The following is a 26,883-nucleotide window of genomic DNA, read 5'->3' as shown; positions in this document are numbered from 1 at the left end:
TTCTCTTGGCGACGCAAGAGAAAGTTACTGCGCCGCCGGGCGCACACCCCGGCCCCCGCCCTCGGCAATAGAACAGAAGCGACCACAGAACCAAGCCGCAGCACCACGCACCGCAAGCCAGCAGCGGCGCAACCCCGCTGCCCCCGCTGCTACCCGTTCTCCAGACTCAACTCCGGCCAGGAACTGAGCGGCGCGGGCCCGGTCGGCGGGTCATCCGGGTCCGCCAGCGCGTTGATCGCCGGCCGGGGCGCCAGGCACATCTGCAGGTACAGATAGTCGCGCAGCACGGCGCGGCCGGGGTCAAACTGCACAGGGGGCATTTCGTCGCCGGGCTCGAAGAGCACGTCGATCTCGACCTTGGCGCCGCGGGGCGGGTTCAGAAACTCCTGCGCGGCGGCGATGGCTTCGATCCAGACAAAGGCGCCTGCGATCTCTGCCGTGGCGAAGGCTGAGGAGGGCAGATTCAGCCCGGAGTGGACCAGGGAATAGTCGTGCCAGGCCATGTAGGGGTGCACGCCAGCGGTCAGGCAGACTTCGAGCGCGGCGCGCTCTGCCATGGCAGCCTTCTCTGTGCTGTCTGCATCCTCGGGGTAGGCAAGCACTAATCGCATGGGGTGCTCCGGGTCATCGGGCCATCGTAGCCACAGACCCCGCGTTTGATCAATCAAACAATTGCCACCACCTGTGCCAGCGCACCTACATCGGTGCTGGCGTGGGGTGCGGCCCCACGGGCTCGGGTGGCAAGGGGTTGCCGGGCAGGGGATCGGGCACGGGGTCTACCGGGCCCATGGGGCTGGGGTGGGTGGCCCCGAGCAATTGCTGCAGCAACGAGGGGAAGTGGAACAGCATGGTGGGGGGGCTTTCGTGTGCGTGGGTCCGGCGCTGGCCGGGTGATACGGATTTGCCTTCAACCGTATAACTTCGTTGGTCCGCCTTGCCGTGCTACAGCACTGTCTGCGGCTTCCAGCCTAGTTATACGGTTGAAGGCAAATCCGTATGAGGGGCTCGCAGGCCATGGTCGCGCTGGAGCGGGTCGGGTGCTGTAGGACGGGCCCGCGTGGTGTCGCCGGACGGCGGCAAGACAGGGAGGGGCCGGGCTTTTCGGATAGCTTGTTGCACACCAGCCAACGGCCCGCTGGCAAGGCATTGCCATGTCGCGGGCGCCGGATGGTGGGTTGCGCAAGGCACGCGGGCCTGCCCACGGCGCAGTCGACAATGAAGGCGACGCCGCAGGCACCCGTGGCACTTGGCTGTGCGCTGGACGGCGGTTTCCGGGCGCGGCGCGCCTTGGTTGGCACGGCGCAGCCCTGCATTACCGCGCCCCATCACTCCTTGGTCTTGCCCTGGGCTGCCCCTGCGGTGGTACCCGGGTTGGTGGTGCTGCTGCCTTGCTGGCTCTTGGCCGGCGGGTTCTGCACCACCTGGCCCGACTGGTTGGAGCCGAGCAGCCCCTCGTTGCGGCTGCGCGAGGTGCGCCAGGTGTTGAACTCGTCAGAGAATTTCTGGTAGCGCTCGTTGCGCCACGAGTCGTAGTCCTCGTCGAGCAGGCGCAACTGCTCCTGGCGCCAGGCAGAGTAGTCGGGGTCATGGTGCTCGCGCTGGCTGCTGCGGTACAGGGGGTTGCCCTGCTGCTGGCGGTCGTAGTTGCCACCGTAGCCTTCCTGCCGGGCATCCGGCCGGCCGTCGTAACCATAGCCGTAGCTGCGGCCGCGCTGGCTGGAGTAGCCGTCGCCCTGGTCACGCTCAGGGCCGCCATAGCCTTCGCGGGCCCAGGCGTCGGGGCGGTTCAGGCGTGCACGGTCATCCTGGCCGTAGCCGCCACCATAGTTGCCGCCGCTACCGTACTGTTGCTGCTGGCGAAAGCGTTGCTCTGCTTCGTACGGGTCGTAGCCACCGATGTCGGGGCTGCGCGCGCCGTAGCCATAGCCGCTGTCGCGGTTGCTGCGGTAACCGCTGCCCTGGCCTTGGTCGTAGCGCTCGCGGCCAAAATCCCGTCCGGCATCGCTGTGGGCTTGCCAGCTGCGCCCGCCCTGGTAGCCCTGGCCGTCGCGGCGACCGCCGAAGGGCTCGTAGCGGCCTGTGCGGCTGTCCCCGGGGATGGAATGGCTGGTGCGCAGGTCTTCGTCGCGGGCCAGGTCGGGGTGGTCGTTGTCGCGGTGGTTCATTCCGTGGCGCGAAAAGCCACTGTCGTCACTGTCTCGGTATCCCATTGTCTTGCTCCTTGGGTGGGGCGGGCGGCGGCGGGTGCGGTACGCAGGCCTGGCCGCGCGCCCCTCTTTCTTCAAATGCAATTGATCGATCAAGCGCACTGGCTCGAAAGAGCCGGTGCCGTTACGGGGAGCTGCAACCCTTGCGGTTGCGTCCACCCGGTCAGTGCTGATTTTTGGAGGACCGCTGGTTCGACGACGAAGACTCGCCCTGCTGGCGGCTGGCCTGGTTGCCGGTCTGTGGGCTGGATCGGTCCTGCTGGCCCTGCTGGCGGTTCCCCGGGCTGCCGGTGCTCTGCTCTTGCTGGCGCTCGCCCGAGGGCTTGCGCTGAGGGTTGCTGTCGTCCTGGTACTGGTTGTTGCCTTGAGGGTTGTTGTTGGGCATTCACATTCTCCTGTTGGTGAAAACACATGCACACGACGACCGTGTGTGACTCCATTTTTGGGCGCCGCGGTGGCGCGGTTTTGTAGGTCTTGTCCTATGCGCCGGTCGGAAAAACGCCATGCCCGGTAAGCAGATGCACGGGCGGTATCCAGCGGCCCCCTGGGGCCCCGATTTGTAAGCCGCGTGAGCGAGCGCACGGCGCACAGGGCCCCTGTGCGTTGGCCTGCAGTCCTACATGGGTGGGTGGGGCGGCACTTTTACGATGGCTACGCCGCGAGGTTTGCGGCGTCTCTCTCCCTCGTGACCATCGCGAGTTGGGCCCGCCGCCGAGCGGGCCCTTTTTTGGGGGCGCGGGCAGTACACAATGGCTTACTTCTCGCGCAGGCTTTGTTGGACACCCGGCCAGCCCAGTGTTGCTACCATGGTGCCACCTGGGCATCGCTCAGAGGAAGACCTGGGCCTGCCCCTACCCCCTGCCTGTATGCCAATGTCGTCAGCCGTTTTCCGATTCACGCGCGACGGGCGCGAATCGCACAGCACCATGATCAGCGCGACCACGGACGCGATGAGCGTCGTGCTCGTCTGGCAGGCTTTGGGCGCCGCGCGCCGGCACGAGGTGCTGGACGACAGCGGCGAGGAGTTTCTGGTGGTGCGCCTGATCTACCCGGACGAGCAGGCCGACCAAGCCATCAGCGACCTGGACGAGCAGTGCGACACGCATGGGGTGCTGCGCGAAGAGGTGGCGGGGGGCTGAGTGCGCCAACCTCCCCCCACCCAACATCTGCCGCACCTTGTAGAGCGCCCACTGGTAGTGCAATTGTCGTTCATAGGGTCTGCGCCTGTTGGGTTGTTGTGGGATCAGCTGTTTTTGTTTTTCTTACGCGATCACACGCATCAGTGTGTGGCGAATGGCGGTGGAAAAAGACAGGTGGGCTGTGGTGGCAATTTCCTGCCGCAGCTCTTGCTCGACAAGCGGTCGCCAAATCAGCTTCTGGGAACTGGCTGGCGTATTCCGCCCACTGCTTCAATTGCTGCTGGTAGCCGTATGCAGCGGCGCTGCGCATGTAGGGTAAGCCTGCGCCCTGCAGGTTCAGGATGAAGTTGAGGATGAAGATGGTCTCTTGCGCTCTATGGTGCGGCTGCGGCGACAGGGCTGCCTTGGGTTGAACTCCGCCGCACTGCGGGTCGAACACCAGAAAATCATCGGGGTCCTCGGTGTCTGTTTAATCAAATAGGCGGGGCGTGCCCATCTACCTCGCCCCATCCAGCATCTGCCGCACCTTGTTCACCAGGTGCGGTATCTCAAAGGGCTTGGTGAGAATGGCCATGCCTTCGTCCATGAGGCCGTTGCCCACGGCGGCGTTCTCGGCGTAGCCGGTGATGAACAGCACCTTGAGCCCTCGGCGCACGGTGCGGCCGGCGTCGGCCACCTGGCGGCCGTTGAGGCCGCCGGGCAGGCCCACGTCGGTGAGCAGCAGGTCGATGCGTTCGGGGCCCTGCAGCAGGTGCAGGCCGGTGGGGCCGCTGTCGGCCAGCAGCACGCGGTAGCCGGCCTCGGCCAGTACCTCGCTGACCAGCTCGCGGATGGTGTGCTCGTCCTCGATCACCAGCACCGTCTCGCCTGCACCTGGCGCCAGGTCGTGGTGGGCAGCAGCGTCTTCCTCCTGCGCATGGCCCTGGTGGCGCGGCAGGTACAGGTGCATGGTGGTGCCCTGGCCCGGGGCCGATTGCACGCGCACCTGCCCGCCCGACTGGCGCACGAAGCCATACGCCATCGACAGCCCCAGGCCCGTGCCCTGGCCCAGGGGCTTGGTGGTGAAGAAGGGGTCGAAGATGCGCTTGATGAGACCCGGTGGCATGCCTGAGCCGGTGTCGGCCACGCTCAGCACCAGGTATTCGCCGGGGGCAAGTTCGTGCTCGCGGGCGCTGCGCTCGTCCAGCACCCGGTTGGCGGTGGTGATGACGAGGCGCCCGCCCTGGGGCATCATCGCGTCGCGCGCGTTGATGCACAGGTTGAGCAGCGCGTTCTCCAGCTGCGAGGGGTCGATGCGGGTGGCCCACAGGTCGGCGGCGGCGGCCACCTGCAGGTCCACTGTGGGGCCCACGGTGCGGGCGATCAGGTCCTGCATGCCGGTCACCAGGCGGTTCACGTCCACGGGGCGCGGGTCCAGCGTCTGGCGGCGCGAGAAGGCCAGGAGGCGCTGGGTGAGGCTGGCGGCGCTGCGCACCGAGCGCTCGCACATCTCGATGTAGCGCTCCAGCCCCTCGCGCTTGCCTTTGGCCATCTGGATCTTCATGACCTGCAGGCTGCCGCTCATGGCGGCCAGCAGGTTGTTGAAGTCGTGCGCAATGCCGCCGGTGAGCTGGCCCACGGCCTCCATCTTCTGCGCCTGGCGCAGGGCCTCTTGCGCCTCGTCGAACGCGGCCTGCTGGCGCAGCCGGTCGGTGATGTCCACACCGGTGGCAAACGCGCCGATCTGCGTGCCGTCGGCGGCGCGCAGCACTTCGAACTTGAGCTCATACTGGCGCTGGGCAATCGCCGGGTTGCCGAACTGGCCCTGGATGGTGAAGGACTCGCCGGCCATGGCACGCTGCCACAGCGCCAGCGCGGCCTGCACATCGGCCCCCGTGCCGTTCAGCAGCGCGGTCAGGCTATCGCCGGGAGCGGGGCGCACGCCGTACACGCGCTCGTACTCGTCCGCATTGGCCTGGTTGATGGCCAGGAAGCGGTAGTCCCGGTCCAGCACCTGGATGAAGGCGTCGGTGGTCTGCACGATGGTGGCCAGCACGTCGCGCTCGGCCGTGCGCTCGGCCAGTGCGGCGGCGTGGTCCTTTTCGTCCTGCACGTCGCGGGTGATGCAGTAGACCAGGCCCTCTTCAGGCACCGCCACCCAGGACAGCCAGCGCCAGCCGCCGGCCTTCATGCGGTAGCGGTTTTCAAAGCGCAGCACGGGCAGGCCGCGCTCGCTGGCATCCACCCAGGCGCGCTCGCTGGCGGCCAGGTCGTCGGGGTGCACCAGCTCGCGAAAGCCCATGCGCTGCATCTCGTCTTCCGTCCAGCCCAGAGTGCGTTCCCAGGCGGGGTTGGCGGCCTCGAAGTACCCGCTGGCGTTGATCACGCACAGCAGCTCGGGGCTCACGGCCCAGGCGCGGCCGCGAGAGAGGGTGCGCTCGATCACCTGGCGCTCCAGGTCGGCGTTGAGCGCGCGCAACCGCGCCTCGCTGGCCTGCGCGGCGACCTGGGCCTGCACGCGCTCGGTCACGTCGTAGCCGCCGACGAAGATGCCGTGGATGGCGCCGGCGTCGTCGCGCATGGCTTCGTAGAGGATGTCGATATGGCGCTCGTGGGCCTCGCCCTGCAGCTGGATGGGCATGGCCGAGGCTTGCATGGGCTCGCCGGTGGCGTACACCCGGTCCAGCATTTCGTAGTAGCCCTGGCCTGCCAGCTCGGGGAACACATCGCGCACGGTGCGGCCGATGAAGTCGCGCGGGCCCGATATCTTCACGTACGCATCGTTCACGTACTCGAAGGTATGTTCAGGCCCGGTGAGCACGCCCACGAAGCCGGGCATCTGCTGCAGCAGGCGCTGCTGGCGCGCGCGCTCAGACCGCGCCTTGCGTTCGGCGAGCACCTTGTCGGTGGTCTCGACCACCGTGTCGAGCATGGCGACGATGGCGCCGTGCTCGTCGAACCAGGGGCTGTAGCAGAAGGTGAAGTAGGCATCCTCCAGCGTTCCGCTGCGGTCGATGCGAAGCGGGAAGTCTTCGATGAAGGTGGACTCGCCCGCCAGGGCCTTCTCGGCAATGGGTTGGAGCCCCTCCCACGCCTCGGCCCAGGTCACGCGCAGGGGCTGGCCCAGCGCTTCGCCCTTACCGCCCAGGATGGCCTGGTAGCCGTCGTTGTAGATCGCGACCAGGTCTGGCCCCCAGAACAGGCACGAGGCGAAGTCGGAGCCGAGCATCATGTCCACAGCGATGCGCAGCGAAGCCGGCCACTGCGCGATGGGCCCCAGTGGCGTGGCAGCCCAGTCGAATGCGCGGATGCGGGCGCCCATTCGGCCACCACCACCATGGAATGCAGAAGGTCGATGGGGGAGGGGTTTTATCGGGTCGGCTGACATGCGGTTACGAGGATAACCGGACCACAGCGCACAAGTTTGTCAGCCATTGCCTCATTGCACCCAGCGGAACGGCACGGTCTTGACCCCATCGCCGTTCCACGCCGACACGGTGCCCGTGATCTCGCGCCCCGCAGGGGTTTCCTTCGCCTGGATCAGGCTCAGGTGGTAGCGGTAGCCATCGCCATGGGCGGCACGGGCCTGGGCGATGGCACGCGCCGCCGCATCGGTGTGCTGCAGGGCCATGCTGGCACCGGCCAGCAGCACGGCGATGCCCGCGCCCATGGCAATGGGCCAGCGCGTGCTGCGCACCTTGAGGCCGGCCGCCGCAGTGGCCGCCAGCACCGGCGGCGCGCCCAGCTCGCGCGCCAGCCACGCCATCAGCGCCACGGTGAACACCAGCAGCACGCCGCCGAGCAGGGCCAGCGCGGCATGCGTCTTGATCATCGCCAGCGTCAGGCCCGGCGGCTGCAGCAGCGGCGACACCAGCACCACCGCCGCCAGCAACGCCAGCATGGAGATGGACATGCGCCGCACGATGGACGCCGCGCGCAGGCTGCCGCGCAACAGGAAGATGCCGCCCGCCACGGAGAAGATGTTGAAGCTCGACACATAGGGCACGTCGAGCACCAGGCAGATGAGCCAGGCGGCGATGTCGATGCCGCCCACGATGAGCAAGGCCAGGCCGGTGCGGTGCAGGTGGGGGCGGTGGGGGGTGTCGGTGGGCATGGGGCGTGATCGGTTTGCCCCGAAGTCTACGTGGGCTTGCGGGTCTTTCAGGCTTTGCCGACGGCGGCCATGCCCCATCGCCGCCTTGAAGTGCCGCCATGGGTGCGGCGTCTCAGCCTGTCAGTACCTTTTGTGACAGGCCATGCGCTCGATGTGTCTATAACGTGAAAGCGTCTTCGGTGCTGGTCGGCGCAGAACAAGTACAACCTGAATGGGAGAAGCGCATGGGATTTGTTGGTTTTTCGGGCTTGCTCGCTTTGTTCGCACTGGCCGGGTGCTCGGCCATGACCCGGCCGTTGGAGGTGCACATCCGGCCCGATGCATACCAGGTCGGCAGCGTCAAGTCAGCGCTTGCAACGCCTGCAGTGGACGAGGTGGTGCGCGTCAACCCCAGGAGGGTGTTGATGGTGACGTGCCGCAGCACGCCCCCGGCCAAGATCATTCAGTTTGAAGTGGAGCTGCGAGCGCGGCACAAGGCCGAGTTGCAAGGCACTCTCACGAGCGAAGGCTGCGCTGCGTAGGCATTTTTCCACCCCACTCCATCCCGAACCAGGGCACGCCCCATCGCGAAGACTTACTCCGCGTTGTCCGAGGGAGGCCCTTGCGGCCAGCGGCGGTAGTCGCTCGGCCGCAAGGGTGCGCAAAGGGGACTATTCCGCCGCTTTGGCCGACTTGCCTTCACCGCGTGGCTTGCGTGCACGGGGTGCCGCTGCAGCCTTGGCGGGTGCGGCTGCAGGGGCGGCAGTAGTCGTCTTTTTGCCCCTTGCCGGTGGTGCGGGCTCGGCCGCAGGTGCGTCGGCCTGCGCTGCGGCTGGCTTGCGCCCGCCGCTGCTGCTTGCGCCCTTGCGCGGTGCAGGTGCCGTGGCCGCACGGCGGCTGCGGGGCGCGCGCGCGGTGGCCGAAGCTGCCGCGCCAACGCTGTCCGCGGCGTCGTCCAGCGCGTCTACCATCGCAGCGGCTGCTGCCTCAGCACGCTCGTCGGCGGCCTCGGCATCGTCTGCCGGCTCGTCGCGGTAGGGCGGTTGTGTTTCAGCAGGCTCTGGCGCCGGCACGGGGGCGGGCGCTGGCTGGGTGAAGTAGCTGGTGCGGGCCGGGCGCTCGGCTGGCGCGTCGTCGCGCTCGTCGGCGCCCTGGTGGTCTGTGCGGGCGTCTGCATGCTGTGGCTGCTGCAGGTCTTGCCGCGCATCGGCATGCTGCTGCGTCGCGCCGGATCGCGCGGAGCCTTCTCCACGGCGCCCGCGTGAGCGGCCGCCGCGCCCGCCCCCGCCTTCGCCGTTGCCGCCGCCGGAGGCATCTGGCAGCGCCGCCACGGCGTGGAAGTCATGGCGCTGGTTGCCAGCGTTGTTGTTGCCCTGGCGTTCGGCGGGTGCTGCATCGCTGCGGCCGGCAGACTCGGGTGCATCGCCACCTGCAGTGCCCAGGCCACGGAACACGTACGCGCCGGACCGTTCGTCGCGGCCAAACTCCAGCAGCCCGCGCGCCTGCGCCTCTTCGAGCAGGTTGCCGAAGGTGCGAAAGCCGTAGTAGCTTTCGCTGAAATCGGGTTTGCGGCGCTTGATGGCTTCCTTGAGCACCGAGGCCCAGATCTTGCCGCTGTCGCCGCGCTCGGAGGTCAGGGCCTCGAAGGTCTCCACCGCCAGCTCCACGCCCTGGGCGCGGCGCACGTCCTGCGATTCCTTGCGGCTGCGCTCTTCCTCGGGCGTGCGGCGCGGGGCTGGGGGCGAGCCGGGGCTCTGGCGCCGGGCCAGGGCGCGCTGCTTTTCGCGCACCAGGTCGTCGTAGAAGATGAACTCGTCGCAGTTGGCGATCAACAGGTCCGAGGTGGACTGCTTGACGCCCACGCCGATGACCTGCTTGTTGTTCTCGCGCAGCTTGGAGACCAGGGGCGAGAAGTCCGAATCGCCGCTGATGATGACGAAGGTGTTGACGTGCGACTTGGTGTAGCACAGGTCCAGCGCGTCCACCACCAGGCGGATGTCGGCCGAGTTCTTGCCCGACTGGCGAACGTGGGGGATCTCGATCAGCTCGAAATTGGCCTCGTGCATGGTGGCCTTGAAGCCCTTGTAGCGCTCCCAGTCGCAATAGGCCTTCTTGACCACGATGGAGCCCTTGAGCAGCAGGCGCTCCAGGATGGGCTTGATGTCGAATTTGTCGTACTGCGCGTCGCGCACGCCCAGGGCGACGTTTTCAAAGTCGCAAAACAGGGCCATGCTGATATTGTCGGGGGGGGTTGCCATGGAAGTGTGTCCGTTCTAGTTCGGTTGACATCATCACACGGATCGGGTTTGGCCCTGTGTCTGCAGGGGCTCAAGCGCCCCCCCAACCGCGCTCGGATACCATCGTTGTCAACGTCTTATCCGCCCGCCTGCCTGCTTATCCACCTCATCGACACCACGGCTTGATGACATGATCGACATCATTTACTACACGCTGATGCTTCTTCTCGGGTATGCCGTGTACCGCTATGGGCAGAAGCAGCTTGCCAAAGGCTATCGCGACGAGAACGACGAAGTCACCAAGCCGCCCCTGGGGCCGGTGGGCTTCGTGGTGTGCGCTGCCATCACCGGCTTTCTGTCCTTCGGCCTGCTGCGTGCGCTGGCCAAGGGCGAGATCGAATGCGTGGGAAAGGGCTGCCGAGGGCAGGTCTACACCCTGGCAGAGCAGGCGGGCCAGTACTGGAGCAACATGTTCTTTCTGGCGTGGATAGTGCTGTTCCTGGCATACATCCTGTACGTGACATTCAGGATGTGGAGGGNGTACTGCCTGCGACGCAGCGCCTAGCCAGAACCGCTTCGCTGAGTTTTGTTAGCCGCTCTAAGAGGCTGAGAGTCTTTCGTCCATGCCCGCCTTGCACGCCAAAACACCCCGGCTCGTCGTTGCAAATGCTCACCATAGCCCGAGCTATGGCTGCGCTTTGCGCCTAGATCCAGGGCGTTGTGGCACGCCTTTCGGGCACGGTCAAAAAACTCCCAGCCTCTGAGGGCTGGTCTGTGCGTTGCAGGCGGCGCAGGAAGACCTGCATCTCCTTGAGGGCCTGGTGATCACCCTTGCGTTCGGCCACGGCCATGCCCTGGGTCCAGGCGTCCTGTGCGGCCGCAGGGTTGGCGTTGAGCGCTTGGGCCTTGCCCAGCAGCTTCCACGCGGCGGAGTAGTCTGGAGACCATTGCAGGCACCGCTGAAGGTGGGCGACGGCTGTGCCAGCGTCGTTCATCTTCAGGTAGTGCGATCCCAGCGTGAACCTCAGCACGGCGTTGTCCACCCCGCGCTGGAGCAGGGCTTCAAGGGGTTGGATGTCCATGGTGCAGGGGCCTTGGTAGTTGCATTGCCCGTGTTTTTAAAACATCAACCGCACTTGAGGTCAAGCAGATCCGCCAGCCCCGCTACACCAGCCGCGTGATCGGCCGCTTGCGCCACACAGCGTAGAAGTACGTCGCTTGCAGCACCAGCGCACACAGGTAGGTCAGCGGGTAGCTGGCCCATATGCCCTGCAGGCCCAGCACCTGCTGCAGGGCATAGGCCAGCGGCACCAGCAAAAAGGCCAGGCACGACAGCGAGATCGTGGTGGGCACGCGCACCGTGCCCGCCGACCGCATGACGCCGGTGAACACGCTGGCCATGCCGAAGGCGAGGCTGCCCCATACGGTGATGCGCAGCACCGTGGCGGCCAGGCCCACCACGGCCGGGTCGCTGGTGAACAGGCGGGTTGCCAGCGGAGAGGCCGCCGCCACGATGCAGGCCAAGCCGCCAGTCAGGCCCAGGTTCATCCACAGCCCCACCCGCGTGACGCGGCGCACCTCGTCGGGGTTGTTGGCACCAATCGCCTGCGCCGCAAACACCGAGGCCGCTATCGCAATCGACATGGCGGGCATCTGCACATAGGCCATCACCTGGTTCACCGTGCCCCACGCCGCCGTGGCCTGCCACCCGTAGCTGTTGACCAGGCGCAGCAGCATCACGTCGGCCAGCGAGCTGGTGATGAAGAACAGCCCGGTGGGCACGCCCAGCCGCGCCACGGTGCGCAGCAAGGGCACATCCCAGCGCAGGTGCGGCCGCAGGTGTCTGGGGGCCAGCAGGTGGTCCTTGCGATGCAGGTGCCAAGCCAACCAGGCCACCGCCACGCCGTTGCCGATCAAACTGGCCCAGCCGGCACTGGCCGTGCCCAGCCGGGGCAGCCCCAGCCAGCCCAGGATGAAGGCCGGCGTGAGCAGCATCCACAGGCCCGAGGCCAGCACCAGCACGCGCAGCGGCGTGGTCGTGTCGCCCAGGCCGCGCAGCAGGGCAGCGGCCAATTGGTGCACGAACAGCACCGGCATCGCCAGGAACAGGATGCGCGCATACGCCGTGGCCTCCGGCAGCACATAGTCGGCCGTGCCCAGCAGGCGCAGCAGCTCGCCAATGACCGCAGCGCCCAGCACCGCCACCACGCAGCCCAGGGCCAAGCCGCCGACCAGCACGGCGCCAGCGACGCGCCGCACCTTGTCCGGGTCGCGCGCGCCCCAGGCCTGGCCCACCAGCACCGACGAGCCCGCGCCCAGCCCGATCACGAACGCGATGCAGCACATGAACAGCGGAAAGAAGCTGACCGCAGCGGCCAGGGCGCGTGCGCCCAGCAATTGCCCCAGGCAGATGACGATCACCGTGCCGCCGAGCGCCTGGAGCAGGTTGGTGGCGAGCAGGGGGCCGAGGAAGCGCAGGAAGCGGCGGGGGAGGGTGGGCGTCGGGGTGGCGCCGGTGTCTGTTGGCATGGGAGTGCCATGGTAGGGGCGCTGCCAGCGCCGCGACAAGCGGTGGCGCGGAAACGCAACACGGAAGCCAGCGCAATGGCGGCCACAATGAGACGATTGCGCTGCTGTTGGCGGGAGCGCAGTTTGTAGAAATGCTGCGAGTGCAATCAATCACTGGAATTGATGGCACGAAGGCAGTGCCGGCGTGAGCTGGTGGTTCTGCGCTCGTTTTGCACCATCAGATAGGGTACTTTGCTATTGCGAATTCACCTTCAATTCACCCAAGGATTGCCCAGCGAAACGCCAGTCTTGTCATACCCGCCCGCCCGGGTCACTACGGACAGGCCATGGTGCAAGGCGGTGGCTGCAATGATGGGGTCCGGCTGAGGAAATGTGTGGCCCGCCTTGCGGCCCTCCTCGACCAGGAGTCTCCATCGAAGCATGGCATCCTCGCTGACCGGCAGCAACCGGTTCTCGAACATCGGACGCAGTTCGAGGTTCAGCCAATCCGTCAGGACCGAACGCTTGTAAAGGTCGTCGATCCGCTCGATGCTGAAACGGATTTCGGCGAAGGTCACGGCGCTGACGAAAAGGCTTTCGAGCGCTTGGGCGCTGACGAAGGCGACCACCCGGGGTTCCGGGCGGGGACGCCGCAACTCGGACAGGATGTTCGTGTTGAGCAGGAAGCCCTTCACAGCTCCACGTCCCGAACGGGTGCGGCCACGGGTGGTGCCAGCGCAAGCTCGATGTTCTGGTGGGGCGAGGCCTGGAGGGCATCGACCAATGCCTGGCCGGTCCGCGCGCCCTGCAGGCGCCGAAAGTCCTCCACCGCAATGACGACGACTTCATCCCGTCCATGGATGGTCACATGCTGGGGACCCTCGCTGCGCACGCGTCGCACCAGCTCGCTGAAGCGTGCTTTCGCATCCTGAAGCAGCCAGTGCCCCGGAGGCGGGGCCGGGCGCCTGGCGGAAGGTGGGCCATCGGGCTCGTTGAATCTGGTCATTCTGACCAAAATATCATCCGCCCCGTTGCACGGCAAGGAAAATCGGCCCCGCGCCGCTCCAACGCAGCAGCAGTCACGCACTCTTTTTGGCTTTTCAGTTTCGACAGCTCCTCTGGGGTCGCGTCGCCTTCATGGGCCTGCAACTCAGCCGTTGTGCGAGAAGATGATCAATCCCAGAGAAGGAACGAGCACCAGATCGTGCTCGGGGCCGGTGGTGAAGAAGGCGCCTTCCTTGTCAACGAGTCGCTGTGCCTGCTGCAGCAAAGCGGGCGCATTTTTCACGCAGTGGGCACCGCGAAAGAGGTCCTCTTGCTTTGCAGCCGGGGTGGCTGTCCACGGCTGGTACTGGTAGTAGGGCGTGCCGACCCGACCCAGGCGAGCCGATTCCAGGTAGGTCAACCCTCCGCGGTGAATCCTCGCAATGCTCTCGTCGGAAAGACGGAAGATGGCCACACCGCAGCCCTCGCGAAAACCAGAGATCTCATCGTGGTAGAGGGTGTCAAGCAGTTCGAACTGCGGTGGGATCGCCTTGCGGTACATCTGCACCTGCAGATAGTCGCACCCTCGCATGGGCAGCAGAATCAACAGGCAGAGGGCGCAAGCGGCTGACCCAAGACGCAGTGCTGCAGCCGGAGGTCGGCGTTGAAACAGCAGGTAGGCCACTGACCCGAGGGCGTATGCGATCCCCTTTGCCGTGAAGAAGACCGCCACTCCCAAAAGCGCCAGACAGAACAAGCCGAAGCCAACAGCCATGATGACGATACCCATTGCCAACCTTCACGAGTTTCAGAATTGCGCGCAAGTGTTGAGGCGCTGTGTGAGCTGAGCATGAAGTCTGTGAGGACCATGTGATCTTCTGGCGGAATGCGGCCATGCATGCTCTTCGCAAGAAAGAAAAGGGGCGCAGACTCCCGTCCACGCCCCTCCCGTCTTTGCGCTGCCAGGCAATCAAGCCCGGCTCAGTTCACTTCACTTCACTGCACCAGCGCAGCCATCTCCCCCGCAGGCACCACCCCATAGTGGTCCAACTGCATCGAGTACTGCGCACGCCCCGAAGACAGCGCACGCAAACTACCGATGTAGCCGAACATCTCTTTCAGCGGTACCTCGGCCTCGACCGTGGCGGCGTTGCCGCGTTGGCCCTGGCCGCGCACCACGCCGCGGCGGCGGTTCAGGTCGCCGATGGCGTCGCCCAGGTAGTCGGCCGGGGTGATGACCTCTACGGACATCACGGGTTCGAGCACCTGGGGCCCGGCCTTGGCGAAGCCTTCGCGGAAGGCGGCCATGGCCGCCAGCTCGAAGGCCAGCGTGGACGAGTCGCGCTCATGAAAGCTGCCATCCACCAGCATGGCCACGAAGTCCACGGCGGGGAAGCCGGCGATCACGCCCGTGAGGGCGGCGCGGCGGATACCGGCCTCCACGGCGGGGATGAACTCGCGCGGCACTGCGCCGCCGACGATGCGGTTCTCGAACTGGATGCCTTCGCCCCGGGGCAGGGGCGCCAGCAGCAGCCTCACCTCGGCGAACTGGCCGGGGCCGCCGGTTTGCTTCTTGTGCACATGGTGTACCTCCACACTCTTCGAAATGGTTTCGCGGTAGGCCACCTGGGGGCGGCCGACCGACACGTTGACGCCGTGGCGTGCGCGCAGCTTTTCGATCGAGACTTCGAGCTGCAGCTCGCCCATGCCGGACAGAATGGTCTGGCCGGATTCGGCATCGTGCTGCAGCCTGAGGCTCGGGTCTTCGCGCAGCAGGGACTGCAGGGCCTTGGACAGGCCTTGCTGGTCCGCGCTCGCCTTGGGCTCGATGGCCATGTGGATCACCGGCTCGGGCACGCTGATCTGCTCCAGCACCACGGGGTGTGCCGGGTCGCTCAGGGTGTGCCCCGTCAGCGTGTCCTTGAGGCCCACGATGGCGGCGATGTCGCCCGCCACCAGTTCGTCGCGCTCGATGTGCTTGTCGGCATGCACTTCGTACAGGCGCGACACGCGCTCGGTCTTGCCCGTGCTGGTGTTGAGCACCACATCGCCCCGGCCCAGCCGGCCGCTGTAGACGCGCACGAACACCTTGGCGCCATGGTCGTCGGTGACGATCTTGAACGCCAGGGCCGCGAAGGGGTCGGCCGCCGTTGCCGGTTTGCCGCCTTCGCGGACGATGTCGTCGGGCGAGGGCAGGTAGTCCACCACGGCGTCGAGCAAAGGCTCCACGCCGCGGTTCTTGAAGGCCGAGCCGGCGAGCGCGGGCACGAAGGCGCCTGCCAGCACGCCCTTGCGGATGGCGGCACGCAGCACGTCCACAGCGATCTCTTCGCCGTTCACGTAGGCCTGCAGCGCGGCTTCGTCCTGCTCCACGGCGGCCTCGACCAAGTGGGCGCGGGCGCGCACGGCTTGCTCGAGCAGGTCGGCGGGCACGTCGGCTTCGCGGTAGGGCGCACTGGCGTCGTCCTTGTCCCAGATGCGGGCGCGCAGGCTCAGCAAGTCCACCACGCCACGGAAGTCGCCTTCCGCACCGATGGGGATCTGCAGCGGCACCACGCGCACACCCAGACGCTCTTGCATCATGGCCACCACGCGGTGGAAGTCGGCACCCACGCGGTCGAGCTTGTTGATGAAGGCGATGCGCGGCACGCGGTACTTGTCGGCCAGGCGCCAGTTGGTCTCGGTCTGCGGCTCCACGCCGGCCACGCCGTCGAACACGACGACCGCGCCGTCGAGCACGCGCAGCGAACGGTTCACCTCGATGTTGAAGTCGATGTGGCCGGGTGTGTCGATCAGGTTGAGCTGCGTGCCCTTCCAGTGCACGGTGACGGCCGCGCTGTTGATGGTGATGCCGCGCTTTTGCTCCTGCGGGTCGAAGTCCATGTGCGCCGTGCCGTTGTGCACTTCGCCGATGCGGTGGCTTTCGCCGGTGTAGAACAGGATGCGTTCGGTGGTCGTGGTCTTGCCCGCGTCGACGTGGGCGATGACACCGAGGTTGCGCAGTTGCGCGTTGCTGTTGGGGGTGCGTGAATTCTTGGTCATGGCGAATCTTTCGGTCTTTCTTGCGGCTGCACTCGGCTCTGCGAGCAGTTGCCGCCTGGTTGGCATTGCGCCAGCCCAGGCATCACAAAAAAGGATTCGCCTGGGGGCTAGCGTCGATGAGAATTGCTGGTGCTGTCGCCGGAGCCCGGGCGCACGGGGCTCATGCTCCGGCGGTCGGGAATCGTGGCGATCAACTTGTCGTAGGTACGCATGGGTTGAGAAGTGAGTGAGTAGTCTGAAAACAAAAAACCCCGGGAGGGACGAAGCCTGCCGGGGTTTGGGGGTCCGGAAGGCGCACAGCCCTCCGACACGCGATCGAGGGGCGCAACTAGGTGGCGAACGATGCCTTGATCACGTTGGTGAGGATTTTCATAATGGTTGGATTATCCGCGCGGTGCAGAAAGCTTGCAAGCGGCCTTGCCTATCGCGCCGATAGCGTAAGACCCGGCAGACCGCTGGGTCCCGGGGAGCGGCCAGTGGCGAGTGCCTATCATGGCTCGCGCACCAACCGGTGGTACCGCCAGACCCCCCAGATCGTGCCGACGGCCAGGCCTATCCCCATGCTCCAGCCCGCCGGAACGCCAAATGCGAACGCCAGGACGAACATCAGGCCGGCGCTGACCAGCGCGATGAAAAACAGCGTGACGAAATCGAAGCGCGCGACTTCGATTGTGTCCTCCACGGCGCTGCGCTCCCGGTGGCCCTGCGCGCGGCGCTGGCCCCGGAACAGCAGGACATCCACCACGAACTCGAAGAAACCGATGACGATATCGGCGAGGGTACTGAACATGGGTTGCTCCATTGGCGGCGCAAGCTAAGCGCACGGTCGGCAGGGGCGGCCATCGTAATCCTTCACCCCATTGACCGCAGGCGGACAGGGGCCTTGGGTGCCAGCCTACCTGCTCACAATGGCCCAGCGCTCGTGGTCGCGCCAGCGTCCGCCGATCTTGAGGTACTTTGGCGAGTAGCCCTCCCGTGAGAACCCGCAGGATTGCACCAGTGCCAGCGAGGCGGCGTTGCCAGGCTGGATGTTGGCCTCTAGTCGGTGCAGCTTGAGCGTGCGAAAGGCATGGCGCACGGCCAGGGTGAGCCCTTCGCGCATCAGGCCCTGGCGCTCGTAACCCGCAAAGGCGTAGTAGCCGAGGTAGCCGCTGCAGAACGGTCCCATTACTATGTTGGTGATGTTGACCACGCCCGCCAGCTCCAGCGAAGCGGCGCCTTGCCGCACGACCAGCAGGCCGCAGTTGCCGGGCGTCTGCATGCGTGCCACGTAGGCAGTGAACTGCTCGGGTGCGGCGGGCGGTGATGTCCACGGGCGGTGCAGTGCCCGGCTGGCGCGCACCGCGGCGAGGAATGCGGGTTGGTGCATGGCCTGCACGGGCAGCAGGTGCACGCGGGCGGCAGTGGCTGGTGGTTTGCGGGGGGGGGTCACCTAGGGATTGTGACCCCGCCGCATGCCTTCCCTCAGGCTCAGAACTTGGTGGCCTTGATGTCCGCCTTGGCCTTGTCGTAGTCGGCCTTGGCCTGCTTCTCGCAGGCGTTCTTGGCATCACCTGTCTGGTCGTCGCACTTTTCCTTGGCGACATCGTGCGCGCCTTCGGCCTTGGCTTCGGCCACCTTGCGTGCGTGGGCGGGGCTGGGCTTGTACTGCTGCTCCAGCTCGGCCTTGGCGATCTTCTCCTTCGCCTCGGCTTCTTCTTCGCAGACATCCTTGGCGTTGGCCTTGAGGGTGTCGCACTGGACCTTCTGGTATTTGTAGTCGGCTTCGATCTTTGCCTTGGCGGCCTTGTGCTGGTCGGCGGTGAGGGCGTGGGCGCCGGAGCAGGCCAGGAGGCCCGATGCAATGACTGCTGCAATGACGTTGGTCTTCATGGTGAACCTCCTTGGATGAGAGACAGTGCACTGTCGCTGTGCTGGCGCCTGTGCCACGTAGGCCATCGCTGACGAAGAAGGTCGGACGGGCCCATGGCCCGAAGCGCCTGGTCGGCCGGGCCAGCCTAAAAGGACGAAAGCCACGGCGTAAACGCTCTCGCCAAGCATGGTGCGTTTTCATCGGAGTTCATGGATGATGGAGAGACCCCGCCCAATGCCGAACTCGCCATGAATTACCTGCAAACGCTCGTTTCCGATCCCGCTGCCTGGGTGGCCTTGCTCACGCTGATAGCGATGGAGGTGGTGCTGGGTATAGACAACCTGATCTTCATTTCGATCCTCACCAACAAGCTGCCGGAGAAGGACCGTGCCCGGGCGCGCAACATCGGGATCGGTGCGGCATTGGTGATGCGGCTGGCCTTGCTGGGGACCATCGCGTTCATCGTCGGGTTGACCGCAACGGTGTTCACCGTCTTCGGCAAAGGCTTCTCCTGGCGCGACATGATCCTTATCGCGGGCGGGCTCTTCCTGGTGTGGAAGGCGACCAAGGAGATCCACCACAGCGTGGACCCGGACCCCGGGCCCGATGTCTTCACGCCCCAGAGCGTGGGGCTGACGGTGCCGGCCGCCATCGGGCAGATCCTGCTGCTGGACCTGGTGTTCTCCATCGACAGCATCATCACCGCCGTGGGCATGACGGAGCACATTCCCATCATGGTGGTGGCGATCCTCGTCACCGTCGGGGTGATGCTGTTTGCCGCAACGCCGCTGGCCAACTTCATCCAGGCCAACCCGACCATCGTGATGCTGGCGCTGGGCTTTCTGCTGCTGATCGGCACCACGCTGATCGCAGAGGGCTTTGGCGCTGCCATCCCCAAGGGCTATATCTACGCGGCCATGGCGTTCTCGGCGCTGGTGGAGCTGCTCAATATGTTTTCGCGCCGGGCCAGGCAGCGCAACTCGTCCCGATGAGGATGCATGCGGTGGCATGCGCGCCACCGCAGCGCCTGTTTGCCCCGCCCCTCAGAAGAAATCCGCCTCTGCCAGCTGCAGCGCACGGGGGTTGCCCTGGGGCTGCTTGTGCAGCGCCACGGTGGGGCCGGTGTCGCTGCTCGCGTTGCCCTGCTGATCCGTTGGTGCGCCGGCTTCCTGCACGGCCACGGCACTTGAGCGGGCCAGGGCGCCGGTGGCCAGGTTGCGGTAACGCACCTCATAACGGCCGGCGGTGAGCTGCTCCATGGCGAAACGGCGGAAGGCGGGTACGTACAGGTGGCGCACGGTCTGGGGCTGCATGCCGTCCAGCGACACCAGTTTGACGAACATGTCGCAGTCGTTGTGGCTGTTGTCCACGGTCAGGCGTGCCGCGCCGTCGGTGTTCAGCTGCGGGTAGCTGGCGAGGTAGCCGGCACTGGCGGGCCAGGGCTGGCCATTGGGGTCGGTGGCAGGGCGCTGGTACCGGGGCGCAAAAAAAACGGGCACCGCGAACCCGCGCAGCGGCCCGGAGGCGGCGGTGCCCATGTCGTTGTCATAGCCCAGAAAGGGCCGGGGTACCAGGGTGACCAGGGCCAGGCAGGCCACCACGGCACCCAGGGCGTACAGGCTCCAGTTGCGCTGCAGGTGCTGCGCCAGGGCGCTGGTGGCGGGCGCGCGCGCCCGGTTGCGGCGATGCCGGTTGCTGCCACTCTGGATGCGGTTGCTGCTGCCCGACTGCAGCCCATGCGCCGTGGCGTGGCTGTAGTGCGGCGCCTCGCTGTGCATCCACAGGGGCTGGATGGAAGGGGGCGCTGTATCCACCTCGTCGTTCTGGTCCACCCACAGGTCGTGCAGCGCGCGCTGGTGGGGGTTGGACAGCACGGCGTACGAGGTGTCGATGATGGCCATTTTGCGCGCGGCCTGGGAGTCGCCCGCGTTGTGCCCGGGGCCAAACCTGCGCACCATGGCCTGGTAGGCAGCGTCAATTGCTGCCGGCGACGCATCGCGCGCCACCTTCAGGTTGTCGTAATGGGTGTGCAGCGTAGTCACGCGGGTAGCCATTGGGGTGAAGAATTTGCCGACCGTACCGGGGTGGTGATATGAAACTACATGTTACATCGGCCGCTGTCTGTAATCCAGAGGATGCGTCTTGCAAATGCGCGCGAAAGTGATCCGCGTCACGGGAGTGCAGGCGGCGGCATATGAGCCTGCGTGCATAGGTTCCGTGCCCTCGGCCCCGGTGTCAGTCGAAGACAGCCATGCCTTCGGCCCAGATGGTGTGGCCGGGGTGGTGCTCTGCGATGGTGAGCACGGCACCCGCCATGGCATCTGTGTCGCCGGGGTCGATGGTGTAGCTGAAGATGCTGACGTTGGCCACAGTGAGTTCGGGGCCGTGCAACTCGTCCTCGGCAAGCACGTTCGCGGTCACCCACAGCGGTGCTGTGGCGGTCAGGCCGAGAGAGAGGTAGTTTTCATATCCCTGGCGGGTATGGGCGAAGAACACCATGGGTTGATTTTAGGCAGCGTTGGAAGGGCCCTGCAGTGTGCCAGCCGCGATGCCATGCCCGCTCCAGAACACCTCCACCCGCGCATCCAGCGCGAGCGGTTGCAGGGCGAAGCAGGCGGTGAGGCCCTGCAGGTCGGCGGCACGCTCTACACGTTGCACGAAGGGTTCGGCGATCTCGGGCTTGAGCGCGCCATGCCGGTCCAGGAACTGGCCCCACAGCGGCATATTGCGAAAGCGCTGCACGGGCATGGCCGTGGCCAGGTAGCCTGCGGGGAAGAGGCGGCGATAGGCCTCGATCTGGTAGAGCCAGGAGGTGCCCAGCACGCGAACCCCTGGCGGCTCGTTGCGCTGGACCAGGTCGAAGAGGGCGGCGAGTTCTTGCGCGCGGTGCTCGCGGCGGGAGGCCGCCAGTGGTGACTGCCCCGATTCGTCGGAGTTGTGGAAGTGCAGCCGGATATGGCCGGGGCCCGCCAGGACGTACGCAAAGCAGCCCACGCTGGCGGCCGCAGGAGCGGGAATGTCGTGCGCCCGGCGGCCTTGGTAGAAATGCCAGGTCCAATCCTGGTTGGCTGTGCAGGACGAGGCCAGGCCGCAGAGGTAGGCCTGCCATACCGGGTGCGTGGCATCGAATTCACGCCCCAGGCCCCAGCGCACATACAGGTTGGTGTAGTCGAGAAGGGCCTGGGCCAAGGGCATGCCCGCCACTGTCGCCACGCGGTGTGCGAAGCGAAGCTGCAGGTCGAAAAAGGCCTTGCCCAATTGCACGGACAGCAGGTGCGCGGGCGGCCGGCTCTTCAGGCCGACGGCCTGGGGCTTCGGTGTGCCAGGGCCAGGATGATGGGCACGACCAGCTCGGGCACCAGGTAGCCGATCCAGGCAGCAGCCGGCTCGGGCAGGCCCACCTGGCTCATCGAGACCAGGCGCCCCACGGCGGCCATCGCCACGCCCAGAGCGATCAGGTAGACCAGCGTGCCCTGCTGGCGGATGGTGACGGCGGTCCATGCCGAGATGAAGCCCATCGACAGGTACACGCCCGCCATGAAGCGGTGCACGTTGTCCAGCCGGGGTGTGGTGTCGGGCTGGCCGAGGAACATCTGCAGCGTGCCGCCGAAGATGGAGATGGCGGCGACGAGGAAGAGGCAGACCTGCACCACGCGCTGGCGGCCGGTGATGGGGGATTGCGGTGGGCTGGATGGCATGGCGGTTCCCGGTGGGTGGGCCGAGGCGCATGCCAGGGTTGCTGCATGCTAACGCCGGGGCGACCAGTTTGGCAAAGCATGTTTGGCATGCATTGGTCCACTGAATCCGAGAGTCAGGTCCCTTCGCCCTCAGGCGAATTCAAGCCCCTTGTTCGTGAGGCCCACCAGGTCGATGCGCACGGCCGTGGCATCCAGGTTGGCCGCCATCACCACTACCTCATTGAACGAAACCCCGCTGGCCATCAGGTCCGTGATCAGCTTGAGCTCGGCCTGCGTGCCCGCGCGGCCCATCACGTTGGTCCACAAGAGCTGCGCGACCTGGTTGGGCGTTTGCACGCCCAAGGCCTGCAGGCCGATGCCTGCGATGGTCTGGCTGGTGGCGCCAGCGTCCAGCAGGCGGATCACCTCGCCCACCACGCCCTTGTTGGTCAGCAGTGCTGGGCCGCCCAGGGCACCGAGCAGCTTGGCTGCCTGGCCGGCGTTGCCGGCGAGGTCCAGCGCCAGCTTGGTGTCGCTGAACGTGACGCGTTCAACCCGCGTCACATCGAGCATCGCCCCATCGGTCAGGCGCTGCAGCGTGTAGTTGCCATTGCCATTGGCCTGCACATGGGTCTGGCCCAGCGTGGCAGGGATCACCACCGTGTCGGTGCCTGCACCGCCATCCACATACCGGGCCAGGCCCAATGTGGGGCTGATGGTGTTGTTGCCCGCATTGCCCGTGACGGTGACCTCGCGGATGGCATCCACGCGCACTGCGCCTGCGGCGTTCATGCCGTCGAGCAACTGCGCTGGCGTCTTGCCCGCGCTTTGCTGCGGGAAGAACTGGGCAAACAAGGTGGCCACCTCCAGCGCCGACGTGCTGGTGAAGGGCTGGATGACGGCACCCTCGCCTTGCGTGAGATCGCGCCCCAGCCACTTCTGGAACAGGTAGGCGGCAGCCTCCTCGGCGGCGCTGTGGGCTACGGTGAGGCTTGGGCCCGCCGCAAAGCGCACCTGCTCCACATCCACCAGCCAGTCGGAGACGCCCGAGGCGGTATGGGTCAGCTTGATGCCATTGGCTTCGAGCACCACCGTGTAATCTGCGCGCGAGCCTTCCTGCACGGCCACATCGAAGCCCGTGCCGCCATTGAGTTTGTCGCTGCCCGTGCCACCCGAGAGCAGGTCGTTGCCTGCACCGCCGAAGACGATGTCGTCGCCCGCATCGCCGTAGACCTGGTCGTCCCCGGCCTCGCTGCCCACGGTGTCATTGCCGGCGCCGCCGTGGAGGGTGTCGTTGCCCGGGCCGAGCACGATCCACTGGGCGGCACTGTCGCCGACGGCCATGTTCGGGCCGGCACCGCCGATGGTGCGCACGGCACCGACGATGGCCACGAACTCCACGTTGTCCACCTGGATGACCGTGCCTGCGGGCAGGGCGCGTGCGTCGACGATGATGGCCTGCTTGCCGTCACCGGCCGCGGCGCCGCCGTTGATCACCAGCGGCACATTGGGGTTGAAGCCAGCGCCGGTGGTGGGCTTGATGGTCTGCACCACCAGCGATTCGCTGGCGCCCAGGGTGGCCAGGAAGTCCTGCGCCTGGGGGGCCAGATCGGAGTTGCTGCCCGCCGCAGAATCGATGCGCTTCAAGAGCTCGGCCTGTGCGGCCGAGCCCGTGGTGCCGACGGACTGCCCCACGGCCGTGAGGCCCATGCCCACGGGGATGCTGACGGACACCAGGGGGTGGCCGTCGGCGGCCTTGACGATGGGGATGTCGGCCAGCGGGCTGCCCGAGCCGGCCGTTTCGGGCCGGTTGCTGGCGACCACGGGCACCGTGGTGGTGGTGGTGCCGTCAGGCGCCGTGGTGACGATGACAGGCGTTCCATCCACGGTGTTCGATGCAGGCGGCGTGCCCCCGACCGTGATCGCATTGCCGGTGAGGTCGGCGATCACCACGGTCGCATCGGCACCGGCGTTCCAGTCTTCGGCAAAGGCGATGTTGTAGGTGGTCTTGTCGGTGGCGCTGGTGCCGGTCTTGTCCAGCAACTGGTTCACGAAGGCCTTGTCGGAGGCGCTCAGCGTGAGGCTGAAGGTGGTGGCGCTGGTGGTGTCCACGTTGGGGGTGTCGGTCAGCACATAGGTGCCGCCGCCCTTGCCGGTGAAGGTGAGCTTGTTGGCCACGATGTCGTTGGCGGTGCCGGCCTTGCCCAGCAGGTTGGTGCCCGTGACCACCAGCACCCCGGTGCCCACGTCGTAGGTGGCGCTGGTGACGGTGGGTACGGCGACGTTGCTCACGGTGATGGCATTGCCCGTGAGGTCGGCCACCACCGATGCGGCATCCGCCCCGGCGGCCCAGTCCTCGCCGGCGCCCAGGTTGTAGGTGGTGCCACTGGTGGAGCCGGTGCCGTTCTTGTTGACCAGCAGGTTCAAGGCCGCACGGTCGGCCGTGCTGAGCGTCAGGGTGAAGGCGGTGGCGCTGGTGATCTCCACGTTGGCGGTGGTGGTCAGCGTGTACTCTGCGTCGCCCTCGCCGGTGAAGGTGAACTTGTTGGCGACGATGTCGTTGGCGGCCCCCGCCAGGGCGGTGAAGCCGGTGCCGGTGACCACCAGGGCGCCGCTGGTGGCGTTGTAGGTGGCGCTGGTGATGGTGGGCGCCGGCCCCGGGATGGATACCGTGATGGCATTGCCCGTGAGGTCGGCGATGTTGCCGCCTGTGACCACGCTGTTCCAGTCATCGGCTGCGGCCAGGTTGTAGACGGTGCCGCCCGTGGAGCTGCTTCCGACCTTGTTGAGCAGCGCCTCCACCGCGGCGATGTCGGCGCCCGAGAGGGTTACGGCAAAGCTGGTGGCCGACGTGACCTCGACGTTGGCCGAGGTGGTCAGCATGCGGGTGGCGCCGCCTTCGCCGGTGAGTGTCAGCTTGTTGACCGTGACGTCGTTGGTGGCCCCGTCGGCCTTGACCAGGTTGGTGCCCGTGACGGTGAGGACATGGGAGCTGGTGTTGTAGGTGGCGCTGGTGATGGTGGGGGCGGCCACGCCGGAGACGGCGACGGCGTTGCCGGTGGCATCGGCGGCGGCCGCCGACTGCCAGCCCGCCGCTGCCGCCAGGTTGAAGACGCTGGCGTCCACCGCCGCGACGCCGTTGCTGTTGAGCAGGCCGTTGACGTTGAGCATGTCCACCGCGTTGAGGGTGACCGAAAAGGCGGTGGCGCTGCTGGCGTTGACGTTGCTGCTGGTCAGCGTGTAGCTGGCGCCGCCCTGGCCGGCGAGGGCGAGCTTGCCGACATCGACATTGCCGCCGCTGGCGAGGTTGGTGCCTGTGACGGACAGAATCCCGGTCGATGCGTTGTAGGTGGCGCCGGTGATGGCGGCGAGCGATACGACTGCTGCCTCGAAATCCAGGTCATCAAGGGCCAGGGAGAGGTTCGTTCCCGCGAAGGTGAAACCGGTGATGTTCTGGAAGCTGGTGTTGGCCGAGGTATTGATGTTCTGCTGCAGGATGGTCGCGCCGCTGCTGGCGTAGGTCAGGGCCGATCCAACGTCGGGGGTGACGGTGATGTTGCCATCTGCCGCTGCACCGAAACTCAGGCCATTGAGCCGGAAGGCGCTGCCGTCGGCAGCCTCGACCTTGATGCTGGAAATGCCCGAGACGTTGGTCCGGTCGAAGCGCAGAAAGTAGTCGCCTGCGTCGTTGCCAAGCCCCGACAGGCTGCTGTCGTTGGAAACCCGGTTGGTGTAGCTGCCGGTGCCCGTGATCGTGTACTTGATCCCATCCAGCGTGAAGCTGGCTGTGGAGAAGTTGGTGACGCCATTGGAGTCGTAATTTTCGTCGGCCGGTACGGCCAGCACTGCGGCATAGGAGGCGGGGCCCACCAGCGTGGGGGTGTGCACGGTGCCGTGCTGCCGCCCGAGCACCCAGTCGCCGCCCAGCTGCGGCGATCCGGTGAGCGTGGTGGACGCCGCCACGTTGGCCCCGAACAGGTCGGACAGCGTGCGCAGCAATGCGGCCCCTTGCCGGCCCGCGCCGGAGTGGCAGCCGTAGAGCAGCACGTCGCCATCGTCGGCAAGCGCGCTGCCCATGGCGCGCAGCAGGTCGGCATGCCCGGCGGCGCTGGCGGCATCCAGCACCGTGGTGCCCCAGTGCAGCCGGCCATGGCTGCCGTGGCTGAGCACATGCAGGGCGCCGATGCCACTGCGCCCCTGCAGGTGCGCGGCCATCTGCGCCAGGCCGTCGCACATGCCGTCGAGCACCACGACCTCGGCGCCCTGCGGGGCCGCTGTCGCCAGCGCAGCCCCATCGTGCAGGTCGTTGAAGATGAAGACCACCTGCACGGGGCCGTGAGCGCTTGTGGGATGGGTGAGGTCGATAGGGTAGGCCATGCTGATTGCATCCTCGTTCTGGCGGCCAGGAGACCGCATGCCTGCGGCATCAGAGCTCCATGGGGGACCGGATACCTGCGCGGGCGTCCGGCTTGGGGGCGTGCGGCACAGCGGCATGGGCTGGAGAAGCCCAGGATGTGATCGGCCGCGACCATTCTTTCTACCAGAAAGCAAGCGGCAGGGCGATGTGTTTATTGTTTGGGGCGCTTTGGCGTCCCCGTCGCCATCAGGCGAACTCGATCCCCTTGGCCGCCAGCCCCACCAGATCAATCCGCACCGCGTTCAGCTCCAGATTCGCCGCCATCACCGTCAGCTCACTGGCCGACACCCCACCCGCCATGATGTCGGTCAGCAGCTTGAGTTCGCTGTCGGTGCCCGCCCGGCCCACCACATTGGTCCACAGCGTCTGCGCAATCTGCGTGGGCGTGCTCGCTCCCAGCAACTGCAGCCCCAGTCCCGCANTGGTCTGGCTGCTGGCCCCGGCATCCAGCAGCCGGATCACCTCGCCCACCACGCCCTTGTTGGTCAGCAAAGCCGGCCCGCCCAGGGCACCCAGCAGCTTGGCCGCTTCACCCGCATGGCCGTTCAGGTCCAAGGCCAGCCTGGTGTCATTGAACGTGACCCGCTCCACCCGCGTCACATCCAGCATCGCCCCATCGGTCAGGCGCTGCAAGGTGAAGCTGCCATTGTTCTGGGACTGCACATAGGTTTGGCCCAGGGTGGCCGGGATGACCACGGTGTCGATGCCAGCACCGCCATCCACATACCGCGCCAGGCCCAAGGTCGGG

The 26,883-nt window shown here is 66.6% G+C and carries 25 protein-coding genes; 3 read left to right on the top strand and 22 right to left on the bottom strand.

What is annotated here, in order from left to right; genetic code table 11:
- Positions 1–149: 149 nt before the first annotated feature.
- The 4 genes from ASE28_RS15175 to ASE28_RS15165 all read right to left on the bottom strand — a co-directional run bounded on the left by ASE28_RS15175 (position 150) and on the right by ASE28_RS15165 (position 2,592).
- On the bottom strand, positions 150–611 hold the full coding sequence (locus ASE28_RS15175; protein ID WP_157421991.1) for a hypothetical protein: 462 nt from the start codon (positions 609–611) through the stop codon (positions 150–152).
- A gap of 85 nt (positions 612–696) precedes the next feature.
- Positions 697–849, bottom strand: coding sequence for a hypothetical protein (locus ASE28_RS32050; RefSeq protein ID WP_157412301.1), 153 nt, complete (start codon positions 847–849; stop codon positions 697–699).
- 476 nt (positions 850–1,325) lie between these two features.
- Complete coding sequence (locus tag ASE28_RS15170) at positions 1,326–2,210, bottom strand: hypothetical protein (RefSeq protein ID WP_157421990.1); 885 nt, start codon at positions 2,208–2,210, stop codon at positions 1,326–1,328.
- A gap of 160 nt (positions 2,211–2,370) precedes the next feature.
- Positions 2,371–2,592 (bottom strand): hypothetical protein, encoded by a 222-nt coding sequence (locus ASE28_RS15165; protein WP_057199770.1) that lies wholly within the window; start codon positions 2,590–2,592, stop codon positions 2,371–2,373.
- Between the two features lie 487 nt (positions 2,593–3,079).
- Here ASE28_RS15165 and ASE28_RS15160 point away from each other — a divergent pair, with 487 nt between their 5' ends.
- The gene (locus ASE28_RS15160; RefSeq protein ID WP_057199771.1) at positions 3,080–3,346 is read left to right on the top strand and encodes a hypothetical protein; all 267 of its coding nucleotides are present in this window, start codon (positions 3,080–3,082) and stop codon (positions 3,344–3,346) included.
- 70 nt (positions 3,347–3,416) lie between these two features.
- On the opposite strand, the gene ASE28_RS32045 is transcribed toward ASE28_RS15160, so the two are convergent.
- From ASE28_RS32045 to ASE28_RS15150, 3 genes are all read right to left on the bottom strand, one after another.
- Complete coding sequence (locus tag ASE28_RS32045) at positions 3,417–3,785, bottom strand: hypothetical protein (protein WP_157412304.1); 369 nt, start codon at positions 3,783–3,785, stop codon at positions 3,417–3,419.
- A 57-nt stretch (positions 3,786–3,842) separates the two neighbouring features.
- Complete coding sequence (locus tag ASE28_RS15155; protein WP_057267347.1) at positions 3,843–6,647, bottom strand: PAS domain-containing protein; 2,805 nt, start codon at positions 6,645–6,647, stop codon at positions 3,843–3,845.
- A 117-nt stretch (positions 6,648–6,764) separates the two neighbouring features.
- Entirely contained in the window at positions 6,765–7,439 is a 675-nt protein-coding gene (locus ASE28_RS15150; protein ID WP_057267346.1) for a hypothetical protein, read from the bottom strand.
- A 164-nt stretch (positions 7,440–7,603) separates the two neighbouring features.
- Between ASE28_RS15150 and ASE28_RS15145 the strand changes: the two genes are divergently transcribed.
- Positions 7,604–7,960, top strand: a complete 357-nt coding sequence (locus tag ASE28_RS15145; RefSeq protein ID WP_157421989.1) for a hypothetical protein — start codon at positions 7,604–7,606, stop codon at positions 7,958–7,960.
- Between the two features lie 129 nt (positions 7,961–8,089).
- On the opposite strand, the gene ASE28_RS15140 is transcribed toward ASE28_RS15145, so the two are convergent.
- The 10 genes from ASE28_RS15140 to ASE28_RS15090 all read right to left on the bottom strand — a co-directional run bounded on the left by ASE28_RS15140 (position 8,090) and on the right by ASE28_RS15090 (position 18,061).
- Positions 8,090–9,676, bottom strand: coding sequence for an NYN domain-containing protein (locus ASE28_RS15140; RefSeq protein ID WP_057267345.1), 1,587 nt, complete (start codon positions 9,674–9,676; stop codon positions 8,090–8,092).
- A gap of 683 nt (positions 9,677–10,359) precedes the next feature.
- Entirely contained in the window at positions 10,360–10,737 is a 378-nt protein-coding gene (locus ASE28_RS15130; RefSeq protein WP_057267343.1) for a hypothetical protein, read from the bottom strand.
- Positions 10,738–10,819: 82 nt separating this feature from the next.
- Entirely contained in the window at positions 10,820–12,184 is a 1,365-nt protein-coding gene (locus tag ASE28_RS15125) for an MATE family efflux transporter (RefSeq protein ID WP_057267342.1), read from the bottom strand.
- A gap of 251 nt (positions 12,185–12,435) precedes the next feature.
- Positions 12,436–12,858: a type II toxin-antitoxin system VapC family toxin gene (locus tag ASE28_RS15120; protein WP_057267341.1), complete on the bottom strand. Its 423-nt coding sequence runs from the start codon at positions 12,856–12,858 to the stop codon at positions 12,436–12,438.
- On the bottom strand, positions 12,855–13,169 hold the full coding sequence (locus ASE28_RS15115) for a type II toxin-antitoxin system Phd/YefM family antitoxin (RefSeq protein WP_057267340.1): 315 nt from the start codon (positions 13,167–13,169) through the stop codon (positions 12,855–12,857). Before ASE28_RS15115 ends, ASE28_RS15120 begins: the two co-directional genes overlap by 4 nt.
- Before the next feature lie 144 nt (positions 13,170–13,313).
- A complete protein-coding gene (locus ASE28_RS15110; protein WP_057267339.1) occupies positions 13,314–13,937 on the bottom strand; it encodes a hypothetical protein in 624 nt (207 codons plus the stop codon).
- A gap of 206 nt (positions 13,938–14,143) precedes the next feature.
- On the bottom strand, positions 14,144–16,189 hold the full coding sequence (gene fusA, locus ASE28_RS15105; protein ID WP_057267338.1) for an elongation factor G: 2,046 nt from the start codon (positions 16,187–16,189) through the stop codon (positions 14,144–14,146).
- A 490-nt stretch (positions 16,190–16,679) separates the two neighbouring features.
- Positions 16,680–16,979 carry a hypothetical protein gene (locus ASE28_RS15100; RefSeq protein ID WP_157421988.1) on the bottom strand — a complete coding sequence of 100 codons (300 nt, stop codon included), beginning with the start codon at positions 16,977–16,979 and terminating at the stop codon, positions 16,680–16,682.
- Between the two features lie 105 nt (positions 16,980–17,084).
- The gene (locus ASE28_RS15095; RefSeq protein ID WP_235516135.1) at positions 17,085–17,621 is read right to left on the bottom strand and encodes a GNAT family N-acetyltransferase; all 537 of its coding nucleotides are present in this window, start codon (positions 17,619–17,621) and stop codon (positions 17,085–17,087) included.
- 38 nt (positions 17,622–17,659) lie between these two features.
- Positions 17,660–18,061 carry a hypothetical protein gene (locus ASE28_RS15090; protein WP_057267336.1) on the bottom strand — a complete coding sequence of 134 codons (402 nt, stop codon included), beginning with the start codon at positions 18,059–18,061 and terminating at the stop codon, positions 17,660–17,662.
- A gap of 228 nt (positions 18,062–18,289) precedes the next feature.
- Here ASE28_RS15090 and ASE28_RS15085 point away from each other — a divergent pair, with 228 nt between their 5' ends.
- Complete coding sequence (locus ASE28_RS15085) at positions 18,290–19,033, top strand: TerC family protein (protein WP_057267359.1); 744 nt, start codon at positions 18,290–18,292, stop codon at positions 19,031–19,033.
- Between the two features lie 51 nt (positions 19,034–19,084).
- Here ASE28_RS15085 and ASE28_RS15080 read toward each other — a convergent pair whose 3' ends face one another.
- The 5 genes from ASE28_RS15080 to ASE28_RS15060 all read right to left on the bottom strand — a co-directional run bounded on the left by ASE28_RS15080 (position 19,085) and on the right by ASE28_RS15060 (position 26,095).
- Positions 19,085–20,083: a J domain-containing protein gene (locus tag ASE28_RS15080; RefSeq protein WP_162262255.1), complete on the bottom strand. Its 999-nt coding sequence runs from the start codon at positions 20,081–20,083 to the stop codon at positions 19,085–19,087.
- Positions 20,084–20,276: 193 nt separating this feature from the next.
- Positions 20,277–20,540 (bottom strand): hypothetical protein, encoded by a 264-nt coding sequence (locus ASE28_RS15075; protein WP_057267334.1) that lies wholly within the window; start codon positions 20,538–20,540, stop codon positions 20,277–20,279.
- 9 nt (positions 20,541–20,549) lie between these two features.
- Positions 20,550–21,305, bottom strand: coding sequence for a hypothetical protein (locus ASE28_RS15070; RefSeq protein ID WP_057267333.1), 756 nt, complete (start codon positions 21,303–21,305; stop codon positions 20,550–20,552).
- Positions 21,306–21,334: 29 nt separating this feature from the next.
- Entirely contained in the window at positions 21,335–21,739 is a 405-nt protein-coding gene (locus ASE28_RS15065; protein ID WP_057267332.1) for a DUF4345 domain-containing protein, read from the bottom strand.
- 129 nt (positions 21,740–21,868) lie between these two features.
- Complete coding sequence (locus tag ASE28_RS15060; protein ID WP_057267331.1) at positions 21,869–26,095, bottom strand: DUF4347 domain-containing protein; 4,227 nt, start codon at positions 26,093–26,095, stop codon at positions 21,869–21,871.
- Positions 26,096–26,883 lie beyond the last annotated feature (788 nt).

This window comes from Acidovorax sp. Root219 (assembly GCF_001428665.1).
GTDB lineage: Bacteria > Pseudomonadota > Gammaproteobacteria > Burkholderiales > Burkholderiaceae_C > Acidovorax.
This window is presented reverse-complemented; position numbering and strand designations above follow the sequence as displayed.